General features: G+C 73.1%; 12 protein-coding genes. 8 read left to right on the top strand and 4 right to left on the bottom strand.

All coding sequences use genetic code 11. From position 1 onward, the window contains the following. Window positions 1–99: 99 nt before the first annotated feature. From ACIQU4_RS30215 to ACIQU4_RS30200, 4 genes are all read left to right on the top strand, one after another. Window positions 100–1,011 carry an MBL fold metallo-hydrolase gene (locus tag ACIQU4_RS30215; protein WP_403737293.1) on the top strand — a complete coding sequence of 304 codons (912 nt, stop codon included), beginning with the start codon at window positions 100–102 and terminating at the stop codon, window positions 1,009–1,011. 176 nt (window positions 1,012–1,187) lie between these two features. Continuing rightward, the gene (locus ACIQU4_RS30210) at window positions 1,188–2,258 is read left to right on the top strand and encodes a phosphotransferase family protein (RefSeq protein WP_403737291.1); all 1,071 of its coding nucleotides are present in this window, start codon (window positions 1,188–1,190) and stop codon (window positions 2,256–2,258) included. Between the two features lie 9 nt (window positions 2,259–2,267). Further along, window positions 2,268–3,497, top strand: a complete 1,230-nt coding sequence (locus ACIQU4_RS30205) for an acyl-CoA dehydrogenase family protein (protein ID WP_403737288.1) — start codon at window positions 2,268–2,270, stop codon at window positions 3,495–3,497. Between the two features lie 189 nt (window positions 3,498–3,686). Further along, entirely contained in the window at window positions 3,687–4,886 is a 1,200-nt protein-coding gene (locus tag ACIQU4_RS30200; protein ID WP_403737285.1) for a S8 family serine peptidase, read from the top strand. Window positions 4,887–4,895: 9 nt separating this feature from the next. On the opposite strand, the gene ACIQU4_RS30195 is transcribed toward ACIQU4_RS30200, so the two are convergent. The 3 genes from ACIQU4_RS30195 to ACIQU4_RS30185 form a co-directional block, all read right to left on the bottom strand. Beyond that, entirely contained in the window at window positions 4,896–5,501 is a 606-nt protein-coding gene (locus tag ACIQU4_RS30195; protein ID WP_403737282.1) for a TetR/AcrR family transcriptional regulator, read from the bottom strand. Window positions 5,502–5,581: 80 nt separating this feature from the next. After that, window positions 5,582–7,282 carry a class I adenylate-forming enzyme family protein gene (locus ACIQU4_RS30190; protein ID WP_403737279.1) on the bottom strand — a complete coding sequence of 567 codons (1,701 nt, stop codon included), beginning with the start codon at window positions 7,280–7,282 and terminating at the stop codon, window positions 5,582–5,584. Beyond that, entirely contained in the window at window positions 7,279–8,058 is a 780-nt protein-coding gene (locus ACIQU4_RS30185) for an SDR family oxidoreductase (protein ID WP_403737670.1), read from the bottom strand. The genes ACIQU4_RS30190 and ACIQU4_RS30185 overlap by 4 nt, the downstream gene beginning before the upstream one ends. Before the next feature lie 244 nt (window positions 8,059–8,302). On the opposite strand from ACIQU4_RS30185, the gene ACIQU4_RS30180 reads away from it, so the two are divergent. The 4 genes from ACIQU4_RS30180 to ACIQU4_RS30165 all read left to right on the top strand — a co-directional run bounded on the left by ACIQU4_RS30180 (window position 8,303) and on the right by ACIQU4_RS30165 (window position 12,787). Beyond that, the gene (locus tag ACIQU4_RS30180; protein WP_403737276.1) at window positions 8,303–9,586 is read left to right on the top strand and encodes an exo-beta-N-acetylmuramidase NamZ domain-containing protein; all 1,284 of its coding nucleotides are present in this window, start codon (window positions 8,303–8,305) and stop codon (window positions 9,584–9,586) included. Window positions 9,587–9,721: 135 nt separating this feature from the next. Beyond that, window positions 9,722–11,098, top strand: a complete 1,377-nt coding sequence (locus ACIQU4_RS30175) for a serine-threonine protein kinase (protein WP_403737273.1) — start codon at window positions 9,722–9,724, stop codon at window positions 11,096–11,098. 151 nt (window positions 11,099–11,249) lie between these two features. Further along, window positions 11,250–11,876 carry a hypothetical protein gene (locus ACIQU4_RS30170; protein WP_403737271.1) on the top strand — a complete coding sequence of 209 codons (627 nt, stop codon included), beginning with the start codon at window positions 11,250–11,252 and terminating at the stop codon, window positions 11,874–11,876. Between the two features lie 92 nt (window positions 11,877–11,968). Continuing rightward, the gene (locus ACIQU4_RS30165) at window positions 11,969–12,787 is read left to right on the top strand and encodes a 3-keto-5-aminohexanoate cleavage protein (RefSeq protein ID WP_403737268.1); all 819 of its coding nucleotides are present in this window, start codon (window positions 11,969–11,971) and stop codon (window positions 12,785–12,787) included. Here ACIQU4_RS30165 and soxR read toward each other — a convergent pair. Further along, window positions 12,768–13,211, bottom strand: a complete 444-nt coding sequence (soxR, locus tag ACIQU4_RS30160; RefSeq protein ID WP_403737265.1) for a redox-sensitive transcriptional activator SoxR — start codon at window positions 13,209–13,211, stop codon at window positions 12,768–12,770. The genes ACIQU4_RS30165 and soxR overlap by 20 nt on opposite strands. Window positions 13,212–13,233 lie beyond the last annotated feature (22 nt).

Genomic DNA, 13,233 nt, shown 5'->3' with positions numbered 1-13,233 from the left:
CCCGCTGACCGACCGGCCGGCCGACCCCCGCCCTCCCCCGGCGCCGCCGCGACTGGCAGGATGCTGACCGCTTGTCAGAGCGACCCGGGGAGAGCATTCATGACCGCCGAAGAGCCGTACCTCGTCCAGCCCGCGACCGGGGTGTACGCCTACGTCCAGCCGGACGGCGGCTGGTGCCTGAACAACGCCGGCTTCGTGAGCGACGGCGGCCGGACCCTGCTCATCGACACCGCGGCCACCGAGCGGCGGGCCCTGGCCCTGCGCGAGGCGGTCGTGGCGGCCGGGGTGCCGCTGCCGCGCACGGTGGTCAACACCCACCACCACGGCGACCACACGTACGGCAACGCCGTCTTCGCCCCCGAGGCGCTGATCCTCGGGCACGACAACGCGCGCACCGAGCAGATCACGGCCGGGCACCAGCTGGAGCTGATCTGGCCCACCACCGACTTCGGCTCGGTCGAGATCACCGCGCCGGACCTGACGTACAACGACCGGACGACCCTCCACCTCGGCGACACGGAGGTCCGGATCATCCACCCGGGCGTCGCGCACACCACCGGGGACTCGATCGTGTTCCTGCCGCGGCAGCGGATCGTCTTCACCGGCGACCTGGTCTTCGCCGAGGGCACGCCGTTCCTGGCGATGGGCTCGCTCGCCGGTTCGCTGCGGGCGCTGGAGCTGCTGCGCTCGCTGGGCGCGGAGACCGTCGTACCGGGTCACGGCCCGCTGACGGACCCGTCCGCGTACGAGGCCACCGAGCGCTATCTGCGGTACGTGGCCGAGCTGGCCCGGGAGGGCAGCGCCAAGGGGCTGACCCCGCTGGAGGCGGCGCGGCAGGCCGATCTCGGCGAGTTCGCGGCCTGGCGGGAGAGCGAGCGGCTGGTGGCGAACCTGCACCGGGCGTACGCGGAGCTGGCCGGGGAACCGGAGGGGGCGCCGCTGAACATACTGGCGGTGCTCCAGGACATGACCGTGATGAACGGCGGGACGCCGATCCTCTGTCACGCGTGAGCCGATGGTGCGGGCCGGGGGGATCGCCTTCCGGCCCGCACCCGTCGGTCCGTACTCATCGGCTTGCACTCGTCGGTCCGTACTCGCTCGGTCTGCGCACTGGACGACATACCGACTGGTCGGCATGATGTCACTCGTCCGTTCCGTCTCGTTCACTCCGTACGGAGGTGCGCACCATGACCTCAGCGTCAGAGTCCGCTTCGGCCGGCCCCCGGGGCCTCGACCTGGAGCGGCTGCGCGGTCATCTCGACCGGGCCCGGCCCGGGCTCGTGGCCGGGGCGCTGCACGGCCGGCTGATCGAAGGAGGCCGGTCGAACCTCACGTACGAGATCACCGACGGGACCGGCCGCTGGGTGGTGCGCCGTCCGCCGCTCGGTCATGTCCTGGCCACGGCGCACGACATGAAGCGGGAGCACCGGGTCATCCGGGCGCTGCACGGCACGGCCGTGCCGGTGCCCGAGCCGGTGCTCCTGTGCGAGGACGAGTCGGTCCTCGGGGCGCCGTTCTACGTGATGGAGTACGTGGACGGGGTCCCGTACCGGACGGCCGACCAGCTCGCGGAGCTCGGCCCCGAGCGCACCCGGCGGGCGGTGCTGGGCCTGGTGGACACCCTGGTCGACCTGCACGCGGTGGATCCGGAGGCGGTGGGCCTGGGCGACTTCGGCCGGCCCGAGGGCTTCCTCGACCGCCAGCTGCGGCGCTGGGGCAAGCAGCTCGACTCCTCCCGGGGGCGCGAGCTCGCGGGCATCGACGAGCTGCACGCCGCGCTCGGCCGCTCCCTGCCCGGCTCCCCCGCCCCGACCGTGGTCCACGGGGACTTCCGGCTGGACAACGTGCTGATCGGCGGTCCGGACGACACCATCCGGGCGGTACTGGACTGGGAGATGTCCACGCTCGGCGATCCGCTGACCGACCTCGGACTGCTGGTGATGTACAGCTCGGACCTGGGGCTGACGGATTCCCCGGTCAGCACGACGAGCGGCGCGCCCGGCCACCCGGCGCCGGCGGAGCTGATCGAGCGGTACGCCGCCCGCTCCGGCCGGGACACCGGCGCGATCGCCTGGTACACCGCCTTCGCCTGGTTCAAGCTCGCGGTGATCCTCGAGGGCATCCACTACCGCTACACGCTCGGGCAGACGGTGGGCGCGGGCTTCGACCGGATCGGCGATCTGGTCCCGGTCTTCATCGAGCACGGTCTGACCACCCTCCGGGCCCCCCGTACATTCCAGAACGGTCAGGAAGGCTGAGACACACCCATGGACTTCGCATTCGATGCACGGACCGAGGAACTCCGCGAGCGGCTCCTCGCGTTCATGGACGAGTACGTGCACCCGGCGGAACCCGTCGCCGCCGAGCAGCGCGCGCGGCTGGCCTCGCCCTGGGACACCCCGGCCGTCTTCGGTGAGCTGAAGGCCGAGGCGCGCCGTCAGGGCCTGTGGAACCTCTTCTTGCCGGATGCCGAGCACGGCGCCGGGCTGACCAACCTCCAGTACGCCCCGCTCGCCGAGATCACCGGCCGCAGCCCGCACCTGGCGCCGATGGCGACCAACTGCGCGGCCCCGGACACCGGGAACATGGAGGTGCTCGCGCAGTTCGGCAGCGAGGAGCAGAAGAAGCAGTGGCTGGAGCCGCTGCTGGCCGGCGAGATCCGGTCCGCCTTCGCGATGACCGAGCCGGAGGTGGCCTCCTCGGACGCGGCGAACATCGAGACCCGGATCGAGCGTTCGGCGGACGGGTCCGAGTACGTGGTCACCGGCCGCAAGTGGTTCATCTCCGGGGCCATGAACCCGGATTGCAAGATCTTCATCGTCATGGGCAAGACCGACCCGCAAGGCGCCGATCCGCGCCGCCAGCAGTCGATGATCCTGGTCCCCCGCGACACCCCGGGCGTCGAGGTGCGCCGCGCGATGACCGTGTACGGGTACGAGGACCACGATCACGGCGGTCACGCCGAGGTGGTCTTCGACGGGGCCCGGGTGCCTGCCGCGAACCTGATCGGCGAGGAGGGCACCGGATTCGCGATCGCCCAGGCCCGGCTCGGCCCGGGCCGGATCCACCACTGCATGCGGCTGATCGGCATGGCGGAGCGGGCCATCGAGCTGATGTGCCGGCGCGCGGTGGGCCGTACGGCCTTCGGCAAGGAGCTGGCCGCGCAGGGAGTCGTACAGAACTGGATCGCGGACGCCCGGGTCACGGTGGAGCAGCTGCGCCTGCTGGTGCTGAAGACGGCCTGGCTGATGGACACGGTCGGCAACCGGGGTGCGCACACCGAGATCCAGGCCATCAAGATCGCGACCCCGCGGGCGGTGGTGCGGATCCTGGACGACGCGGTGCAGCTGCACGGCGCGGCCGGGGTGAGCCAGGACTTCCCGCTGGCCGAACTGTGGGCGGCGGCGCGGACGCTGCGGCTCGCGGACGGGCCGGACGAGGTGCACCAGCGCTCGCTGGCGCACCGGGAGCTGAAGAAGTACGCGGGCCGCTCGTGAACGTGTAGGAATCGTGCAGGAGTTCGTGCGAACTCGTGTACGACGTGAAGGCGATGCGGGGGGTCTTTTAAGAAACCTTGTTGAACAACCCCGAACCGCCGGTACGTTCTTGATTTGCGCCTGTCAATCGGAACAGGGTTCTCCAGAAAGTTTGACGCCCCACACGTCAGCAAGAGGAGAACTCTCCAGATGGCAACTCACAAGCGCTCGCGCACTTTCCGGTACGCGGCGGTCGGCACGGGAGCCGCCGCAGCGGCCGCCGTGGCCCTGATCGCCAGCCCCTTAGCGGGGGCTGCGACACCGGCCGAGGGCACGGTGTACGGACTGGGCGCACCCGGTGCGATCAACGGTAGCTACGTCGTCATCCTCGACGCATCCGCGAACAAGGAACAGCTGGTCAAGAAGTACGGCGGCGAGCTGCAGCGCACGTACAGCTCCGGGGTCAACGGCTTCTCGGCCTCGGGCCTGAGCGAGACCGAGGCCAAGCGGCTCGCCGCGGACCCGGCCGTCGGCAAGGTCGTGCAGAACAAGAAGTTCACCATCAAGGCCACGCAGGACAACCCGCCTTCATGGGGTCTGGACCGGATCGACCAGACCGCCAAGGCGGGCGACAAGAAGTACAACTACCCCGACAGCGCCGGCGAGGGCGTGACGGCGTACGTCATCGACACCGGGATACGCACGACCCACAAGGACTTCGGCGGCCGCGCGACGTCCGGCTTCGACGCGGTGGACAACGACGACAAGGCCGACGACGGCAACGGCCACGGCACGCACGTCGCGGGCACCATAGCCGGGACCGCGCACGGCGTCGCCAAGAAGGCGAAGCTGGTCGCGGTGCGGGTGCTGGACGACAACGGCTCCGGCACGACCGAGCAGGTGGTCGCCGGGATCGACTGGGTCACCCAGCACCACTCGGGGCCCTCGGTGGCCAACATGAGCCTGGGCGGCGGCGCGGACGAGGCCCTCGACGAGGCGGTGCGCCGGGCGATCGCCTCGGGTGTCACCTTCGCGGTGGCGGCGGGCAACGAGTCGGCCGACGCCGGACAGGGCTCCCCCTCGCGGGTCCCGGAGGCGATCACCGTGGCGTCGAGCACGATCAACGACGAGCAGTCCTCGTTCTCGAACTTCGGCTCCGTGGTAGACCTGTACGCGCCGGGTTCGGACATCACGTCCGACTGGAACGACAGCGACACCGGTACGAAGACCATCTCGGGCACCTCCATGGCCACCCCGCACGTGGTGGGCGCCGCGGCGGTCTACCTGGCCGGGCACCCGTCCGCGACCCCGGCGCAGACGGCCGCGGCACTGACGGCCGCGGCCACGAGCGGCGCGGTGACCAACCCCTCGGCGGGCACGGCGAACAAGCTGCTGAAGGTGGCCCCGTAGCGGCTCCCGCTACGGACGCAGGGCGCGCAGCAGCAGGTCGGCGAGGTGATCGGCGACCTGCTGCGGCGTGAGTGGACCGTCCGCCCGGTACCAGGTGGACAGGTGGTGGACGGACCCGAAGTGGTAGTCCACCACCAGGTCCGCGGGGGTGGCGGTGGAGAACACTCCGGTGCGCTGGCCCTCCTCGACCAGCGCCCGGAACCGCTCGTGGTAGCGCCGGCGCTCCGCCCGTACCTGCTTGGACTTCTCCGGACTGAGCTGGTGCATCGACCGGAAGAAGATCGCCGCGTCGTCGAGGTTCTCGATGGTGGTGACCACCACATCGGCGGCCGCGGCGCGCAGCCGCTCCTCGACCGGGGCGCCGGAATCGGCCACCGCGTCGAGGCGCTGCTGCTGGCGGCGCAGCATCCGCGCGTACACCTCGTGCAGCAGGTCGTCCTTGGACCCGAAGTAGTGGTAGAGCGCGCCCTTGGTGACCCCGGCCGCCTCGACGATCTCCTGGACGGAGGTGCGGTCGTAGCCGCGCTCGGCGAAGAGCCGGGTGGCGACGGCCAGCAGCCGCTGCGGCACCGGGGTCTCGTGCGTGCCTTCGGGCTCCGTGGTCCTGCCAGCCATGGCGCTGACCTTCCCTTCCCTGTTCCCTGGTCCGTACGACCAGCTGCGCGAGCGGCGACTGTACGACCGTACGGCTGTTTTCAGCCTCGGTCGCGCAGTTCCCGTCGCAGGATCTTGCCACTCGTCGTCTTCGGCAGGACAGGCAGGATCTCCACTTGGCGCGGGTACTTGTACGCGGCGATGCGGGCGGCGCAGTACGCGGACAGCTCCTCCGGCCGCGCCGAGGTGCCGGGGCGCAGGCTCACGTACGCCTTCACGCTCTCGCCGCGGTACGGGTCCGGGACGCCGACCACGGCCGCCTCGCGCACGGCGGGGTGGGTGTAGAGCACGTCCTCGACCTCGCGGGGCCAGACCTTGAACCCGGAGGCGTTGATCATGTCCTTCTTGCGGTCGACGACGTAGAGCCAGCCGTCCGGGTCCATGAACCCGACGTCGCCGGTGCGCAGTTCGCCGTCCGGGAAGGCCTTGGCCGTGTCCGCCGGCAACCCCCAGTAGCCGGGGGCGACCTGGGGTCCGCGGACGGCGATCTCGCCGCTCTCGCCGAAGGGCACCTCGGCGCCGTGCTCGTCCAGGATCCGTACGAGGGTGTCGGCGCCGGGCAGGCCGACGGAGAGGGTGCCGGAGGCGGGGTCGACCGGCGCTTCGAGGTGTGCGGGCACGGAGGCGCAGGGGGCGGTGCACTCGGTGAGGCCGTAGCCGTTGCGCAGGTAGAAGCCGAAGGCGGCGCGGAGGCGTTCGACGAGGGCGGGCGGGAGCGGGGCGCCGCCGGAGGAGAGCACCTGGAACGAGGCGAAGTGGTCAGCGGTGGCCTCGGGGTGGGCGGCGAGGGCCATGAAGGCGGTGGCCGGGCCGACGGTGTAGGCGGGGCGGTGCGCCAGGAAGGCGTCGAGGACGACACCGGCGTCGAAGCGGTGGGCGAGGACGAGGGTCCCGGCGTTGACGAAGCAGGCGCCGAGCTCGCAGACCATGCCGGTGATGTGGAAGAGGGGCGCGAGGGCGAAGTAGGTGGCGCCCTCGGGGAGCGGGTGTCCGGTGACCTGCCGGACGGCGTTGTGGGTGAGCGCGCCGTGCGGGTTCATGGCGCCCTTGGGGGTGCCGCTGGTGCCGGAGGTGTAGCTGATGAGCGCGGTGTCGGCGGCGGTGAGGCCGGGGTCCGGCGGGGCGGGGTGGCCGCGGCGGGCCACGGCGGTGAGGTCGGCCGGGGCCACGGGGCGGGCGGCCGGCTCGGCGGGGGCCGGGTCGGCGGCGGCCGGGTCCGCGGGGGCGAAGACGCGCGGGTCGTTCCGGGTCTGGAAGTCCCGGTCCGAGGCGGTCAGCGCGATCCGTACGGCCGTGCCCGAGGCTGCCGCGGCCACGTACGCCGTCCACGCGCGGCCGTCACAGACCAGTGCGACCGCCCCGGAGTCGCGCAGGATGTGCCCGATCTCGCCCGATTTGTACATGGGGTTGAGCGGGACGACCACCGCCCCGGCCTTCCACGCGGCCAGGACGGCGAGCACGAAGTGCGGGGTGTTCTGGAGCATGACGGCGACCCGGTCTCCGCGGCCGACGCCGTGCGCGGCGAGGTGGCCGGCGACGGAGTCGGAGAGCGCGTCGGCCTCCGCGTAGCCGATGCGGCCGTCGAAGTAGGCCAGCGCGGTGCGCTCGGGGGCCCGTGCGACGGCGTCACGGAAGGCGCGCAGCAGGCTCGGCGGCGGGGAGACGGGGGCGCGCTGGGCCGGGCTGAGCAGCCCCAGCCACGGCTTGGCGGCGTAGCGGGAGGGCGGGTCCGGCCGCGTCACCTGGTCTCCCACTTCTGCTGGATGTGGTTCATGCCGGTGAGCCAGCGGTCCGGTTCGGTGGCGCGGGCGGCATAGTAGTCCGCGACCTCGGGGTGCGGGAGGATCAAGAACCGGCCCTTCTCCATGCCGTCGAACAGTGCGTCCGCAACCGCTTCCGGCTCGATCGCGGTCGGCGCGAGGACGAGTTCGCCCGCCGAGCCCGCGGCCGTCAGCATGTCGGTGCGGACCCCCTGCGGGCAGATGGCGTGGACCTGCACGCCGCGGTGGCGGTAGGTCAGCGAGAGCCACTCCGCGAAGGCGAGCGCACCGTGCTTGGTGACACTGTACGGCGCCGCCCCGATCATGGTCAGCAGTCCTGCGGCCGAGACGGTGGACACGAAGCGCCCGCTCCCGCGCTCCAGCCAGTCCGGCAGCAGCAGCCGGGCCGCGCGGACGTGCGCCATGACGTTGGTGTCCCAGGCCGCCTCCCACACGGCCTCGTCGGCGAACGCGTCGCCGCCCGAGCCGAGTCCGGCGTTCGCGCAGTAGACGTCCACCCCGCCGCCGAGTGCCTCGCGGGCCTCGGCCACGACGGTCGAGGCGTCGCCCGGGACCGCGATCGCCTTCGCCCCGATCTCGCCCGCCACGGCGGCGGCCTTCGCGGCGTCGAGGTCGTTGACCACCACCGTGGCCCCCTCCTCGGCGAAGCGGCGGGCGAGGGCGGCGCCGATGCCGCCGCCCGCTCCGGTGACGACGACTCGCTGGTCCTGGTACGCGCTCACGGGATCACCTTTCATGGCGTTCACGGCCGGATGCCGGGCAGACTAACCGGTCGGTATGTCGGGGTGGAAGAGGGTCGACGCCTAAGGTCGTCTCTTCCGGATCTTGCCGGTCAAGCCCGCGTCGTCCGGTGCCGTGCATCGCAAGGCGGAGAGGCTCCCGAGTGCTGGACGTACTCGGGAGCCTCGACAACGCGGCGAGGTGCGGCACCGGACGGCGTGGGTCAGGCAAGACCCGGAAGAGACGGCCTAGCGTGGCCGGATGACGCTGTCGCGACGGGGGCTGCTGGGACTGGCGGGGACTGCGGGGGCCTTGGGGACCCTGGGGGCGGTGGGCGCGGCGCCGCCCTGGCGGGTGGCGGACGCGGCTGCGGATCCGGCGGCGGCCACCGCCGACCGGGTGCGCACCGGCTTCGAACAGCTCGCCGCGGACGGCTACGAGGTGCTCGCCGGCCGCCGGGTGGGGATCGTCACGAACCCCACCGGGATCACCGCCGACGCCCGCCACCTGGTCGACGTACTGCACGAAGACGCCCGGGTGGACCTGGTGGCGGTGTTCGGGCCGGAGCACGGGTTCCGCGGCACCGCGCAGGCGGGCGACTCCGAGGCGGCCGGGCGCGATCCGGCGACGGGGCTGCCGGTGTACGACACGTACGGCAAGAGCGGGCAGAAGCTCGCGGACGTGTTCACGGCGGCCGGGATCGACACGGTCGTCTTCGACATCCAGGACGTCGGGGCGCGCTTCTACACCTACATCTGGACCCTGTACGACTGCATGCGCGCGGCCGCGCTGGCCGGCAAGGCGGTGGTCGTGCTGGACCGGCCGAACCCGGTGGGCGGCCGGCGGGCCGCCGGGCCGGTACTGGAGCGCGCGTACGCCAGCGGCGTCGGCCGGGAGCCGATCGCGCTCGCGCACGGGATGACGGTGGCCGAGCTGGCCCTGCTGTTCAACGCGGAGTTCCTGGCGGCGAATCCGGTCGGCCTGCACACCGTACGCATGACCGGATGGCGGCGGGACTCCTTCTTCGGGGCGACCGGACTGCCCTGGGTGCCGCCGAGCCCGAACGTGCCGACGCCGGACACGGCCCTCGCGTACGCCGGCACCTGCCTGTTCGAGGGCACCAACCTGTCCGAGGGGCGCGGGACGACCACACCGTTCGAGGTGGTCGGCGCGGAGGGGGTGGATCGGCGGTGGGCGGAGGCGGCGCAGGCGCTGGGGCTGCCCGGGGTGTGGTTCCGGGAGGCCTACTTCACACCGACGTTCTCCAAGTTCGCCGGGAAGGTGTGCGGCGGGGTCCGGCTGATCGTGCACGACCGGGCGGCCTTCGATCCGGTGCGGACCGGGATCGGGCTGCTGGTGACCGCGAAGCGGACGTGGAGCGGCTTCGCGTGGCGTACCGACCACTGGATCGACCAGCTGACCGGCTCGGACCGGGTCCGGAAGATGGTGGACGCCGGGGCGGGGGTCGAGGAGATCGCGGGCGACTGGGCGGCCGGGCTGGATCGGTTCGCGGAGGTGCGGGGGCGGTACCTGCTCTATCCGTGAATCCTCGTGGATCCGTGTGCATCCGTGCGAGTCCTCGTGAATCCGTGTGAATCCGTGGGTGACAGGGGTCTGGCCGGGTAGGGGCGGCAGCAGGATGCTGGACGGCACCGGAGAGACGGCGCGGAGGGGGACCTCATGTCGGATGCAATGGCGTCGAGCGGCGGGATCGGGGTCGGTCCGTACGCGGAGCTGACCTTCGACGCGGACGGTGACGTGGATCTGGGCACCCAGGATGCGGTGGCCGCCCTGGAGGCCACCGACCTGCTGGTCTTCGCGCACGGCTGGAACAGCGACCGGTCGACCTCGACCCGGCTCTTCGACCGCTTCTACGCGCCGTTCCCGGGGCTGGTGGGGTCGGGAGTGCGGCTGGGGTACGTGGGCGTCGTCTGGCCCTCGATCCGGTTCTCGGACGAGCCGATACCGGACTTCGACCCCCACGGCGCGCTCGCCGAGCCGGGCCACGGGACGGCCCTGGACCCCGCCACGCTGCGGGCGCTCGGGGAGTTCTGGCCGGGGCGGGTGGCGGAGCTGGACCGGGTCGCCGAACTGCTGGAGGACCGGCCGGAGTCGGCGGCGGCGTTCACCGAGTTCGGGGCGCTGGTACGGGAGCTGGCGGGCGTGGACGTGGTGGATCCGGCGGGTGCGGGGGATGCCGTCGATCCGGCGGACGCGGCCGTCGGCGTCGGCGTCGCTGTCGCTGTCGCTGTCGCCGGGCCGGTCGTACGGGACGTGCCCGCCATCTTCACGCTGGACGTGCTGGAGGTGTGCCGTGCCCTCACCGCGGGGCTGGCCGAGGCGGGCGCGCCGGCCGCGGGCGCCGCCGAGCCCGGCTTCTCCGTCGGAGGCGGCCTGCGCACGCTGTGGAACGGCGCCAAGGAGCTGCTGCGGCAGGCCACGTACTACCAGATGAAGAAGCGGGCCGGAGTCGTAGGCGAGCGCGGCCTCGGCCCGGTGCTGGCCGAACTCGCGGGCCGCCGCCCGGCCCTGCGGATCCATCTGATCGGCCACAGCTTCGGGGCCCGGGTGGTGTCCTTCTCGCTGCGCGCGGTGCCGGACGGCGCCCGGTACGTGAAATCCGCGACGCTGCTCCAGGGGGCCTTCTCCCACTACGCCTTCGCCGACCGGCTCCCCCACGACAAGGGCAGCGGCGGCGCCCTGCACGGCATGCAGGGCAGGGTCGACGGGCCGGTGCTCGCCTGCCACTCCCCGTACGACTCGGCCCTCAAGGTCTTCTATCCGCTGGCCTCCCGGATGGCAGGGGATTCGGCCGGTCTCCTCGGCTTCGACGAGCGGTGGGGCGCGATCGGTCATGACGGGGTGCAGGCGGTGCCCGGCGCGCCGCGGCTCACCCTGGACGCGGCCCTGCGCGCGGGGGTCCCGGAGGCCGGTTGCGTCAGTGTGGACACCGGGTCCGTGGTGCGCCGCGGCGGTCCCCCGTCAGGGGCGCACAGTGACATCTGCCACGAGGAGCTGGCCCGGCTCGTGGTTGCTGCGGGGCGCATGGGGCGCTGACTTCCGGCCATGTGCCACCCGTACGCCTCGACCGCCCCCGCATGCGCCCACACCTGGCCGGGCATGTTGGGCACATCTCACGGTGCGTCGTCGTTCGACGTAGTACGACGCCCCCCGGTGCGGGCGTGGGCGCGACGGAGGTGAAGGTGTGATGGCGGGATTCCGAAGTCTGGCGTACCAGGTGCGGGACGCGCGCAATGACCGTGCCCTGCGGCGCCATTCGCTGCGCCGCTGCCTGGAGCGGTTCGCTCCGTACGGGCACCGGGCGACGTGGTGGCATCTGTGCGACCGGCACGGGATCGCCCCCGAGGACCGGGCGGCCGATCCGCAGCGGCTGGTGGCGGCGTTGGAGGAGCTGGAGGACGCGCGGGCCGTCTGGCTGGAGTACGAGCGGCAGTTCGCGGAGCGGCGCCGGCGGGAGAAACACCACGGGCTGCGCCGGCCGGAGTGGGCGTGGGGCGGCAGCGGGGATGCGGTGGTGCGGTGCGCCGATCCGGGGGTGCGGCCGGACGGGACGCTGGGCGAGGTGCTGCGGCGGCTGGTCGCGGCGCTGGAGTCGGAGCCGGGGACGGGGTGCCCGGTCTGCGGGGAGCAGGAGCTGCGCTGGCCCGCGCACGGGCCGGGGCAGAGACGGGGGCCCCGCGCGGGGCATCGCACCTGGGAGGGTGCGTGGGCCTGGGACGGTCCGGTGTGTGCGGGCTGCGGGATCGTCGTGCCGAGGCCGGCGCTGGCGGACGCGGTTTCGCTGGCGGACCCGGCTTCGGCGGGGGCGGCATGAGCCGGCGGGGACTTGGGGCGACGGGGCCGGTTTCGGAGGCGCAGCTTTCGGCGACGGGGCCGGATTCGGCGACGGGGCCGGTTTCGGTTGCGGTGTCGCTGAACGGGGCGCGCGGTGCCGTCGACGGCGGTGCCGTGCCCCTGTCCCCGCCGGACGTGGTGGAGTCGGCGCTGGCGGCGGTGGCCGCCGGGGCCGGGGAGGTACTGGTCCATCCGCGGACCCCGTGCGGCCGGGAGAGCCTGTCGCCCCGGGTCGTGGGGCCGCTGCTGGAGGCGATGCGGGGCGCGGGGGTCTCCGTACCGCTTTCGGTGTCCGCGGGGATCGGGGCCGAGCCCGATCCGGCGGGGCGGCTGGATCGGATCCGGTCGTGGACGGTGCTGCCGGACAGAGCCGTGGTGCATTTCGCGGAGCCGGGGGCCGAGGAGTTGGCGCAGGCCCTGCTGGCGCGGGGCGTGGCGGTGGACGCGGTGGTTCCGCTGGGCGGGGAGGCCGGGGCCGGGTGGGGGGCCGCGCCGGGGACCGTGCCGGGGACCGAGACGGGGGCCGCGCCGGGGACCGAGACAGGGAGCGAGACGGGGAGCGAGCCCGGGCCGCTGGCTCGGTTCCTGGCCTGGCCGGTACGGGACCCGGCGCGGATCCGGCTCGTGGTGGAGCTGGCCGCGGCCGATCCGGCGCTGGTGGCGGGGCTGCGGTGGCTGCCGCCGGTGCCGCTGCTGCTGTTCGGGCGGGAGGCCGCCGCCTGGCCGGTGCTGCGGCTGGCCGCGCGGTGCGGTGCGGGAGCGCGGACCGGGGTGGGCGACGTACTGCACCTGCCGGACGGCCGGCCGGCGCGGTCGAACGCCGAGCTGGTGGCGGCGGCGGCCCGCGAGATCGCGGGTAGCGCGGCAGCCGTTACAACCGGGAGCCGGTGAGCTGCTCGCCGAAGACGTCGTCCGGGTTGGACAGGGCGCAGTTCTTCAGCGAGAGGCAGCCGCAGCCGATGCAGTCGGTCAGGTGGTCGCGCAGGCGCGTCAGCTGGGTGATCCGCTGGTCGAGCTCGGCGCGCCAGGCCTCCGAAAGCCGGGCCCAGTCCTCGCGGTTGGGGGTGCGCCCCTCGGGGAGCTGGGCGAGGGCGTCGCGGATGGCGGCGAGCGGGATGCCGACGCGCTGGGCGGCGCGTACGAAGGCCACCCGGCGCAATGCGTCGCGGCTGTAGCGGCGCTGGTTGCCGGTGGTGCGGCGGCTGCTGATCAGGCCCTTGGTCTCGTAGAAGTGCAGCGCGGAGACGGCCGCGCCGCTGCGGGCGGACAACTGGCCGACGGTGAGCTCGTGGACTTTCTCGGGAATCTGCGGCACGAGGCCGAGGGTAGTCGGCCGG

This window comes from Streptomyces sp. NPDC090741 (genome assembly GCF_044769045.1).
Lineage (GTDB): Bacteria > Actinomycetota > Actinomycetes > Streptomycetales > Streptomycetaceae > Streptomyces.
This window is presented reverse-complemented; position numbering and strand designations above follow the sequence as displayed.

Bases quoted from the DNA above. Each gene is read 5' to 3' on its own strand.
- ACIQU4_RS30195 (WP_403737282.1), bottom strand. From the start codon at position 5,501: ATGGCTGGCAGGACCACGGAGCCCGAAGGCACGCACGAGACCCCGGTG.
- ACIQU4_RS30205 (WP_403737288.1), top strand. From the start codon at position 2,268: ATGGACTTCGCATTCGATGCACGGACCGAGGAACTCCGCGAGCGGCTC.
- ACIQU4_RS30170 (WP_403737271.1), top strand. From the start codon at position 11,250: ATGGCGGGATTCCGAAGTCTGGCGTACCAGGTGCGGGACGCGCGCAAT.
- ACIQU4_RS30200 (WP_403737285.1), top strand. From the start codon at position 3,687: ATGGCAACTCACAAGCGCTCGCGCACTTTCCGGTACGCGGCGGTCGGC.
- ACIQU4_RS30210 (WP_403737291.1), top strand. From the start codon at position 1,188: ATGACCTCAGCGTCAGAGTCCGCTTCGGCCGGCCCCCGGGGCCTCGAC.
- ACIQU4_RS30180 (WP_403737276.1), top strand. From the start codon at position 8,303: ATGACGCTGTCGCGACGGGGGCTGCTGGGACTGGCGGGGACTGCGGGG.
- ACIQU4_RS30185 (WP_403737670.1), bottom strand. From the start codon at position 8,058: ATGAAAGGTGATCCCGTGAGCGCGTACCAGGACCAGCGAGTCGTCGTC.
- ACIQU4_RS30215 (WP_403737293.1), top strand. From the start codon at position 100: ATGACCGCCGAAGAGCCGTACCTCGTCCAGCCCGCGACCGGGGTGTAC.
- ACIQU4_RS30175 (WP_403737273.1), top strand. From the start codon at position 9,722: ATGTCGGATGCAATGGCGTCGAGCGGCGGGATCGGGGTCGGTCCGTAC.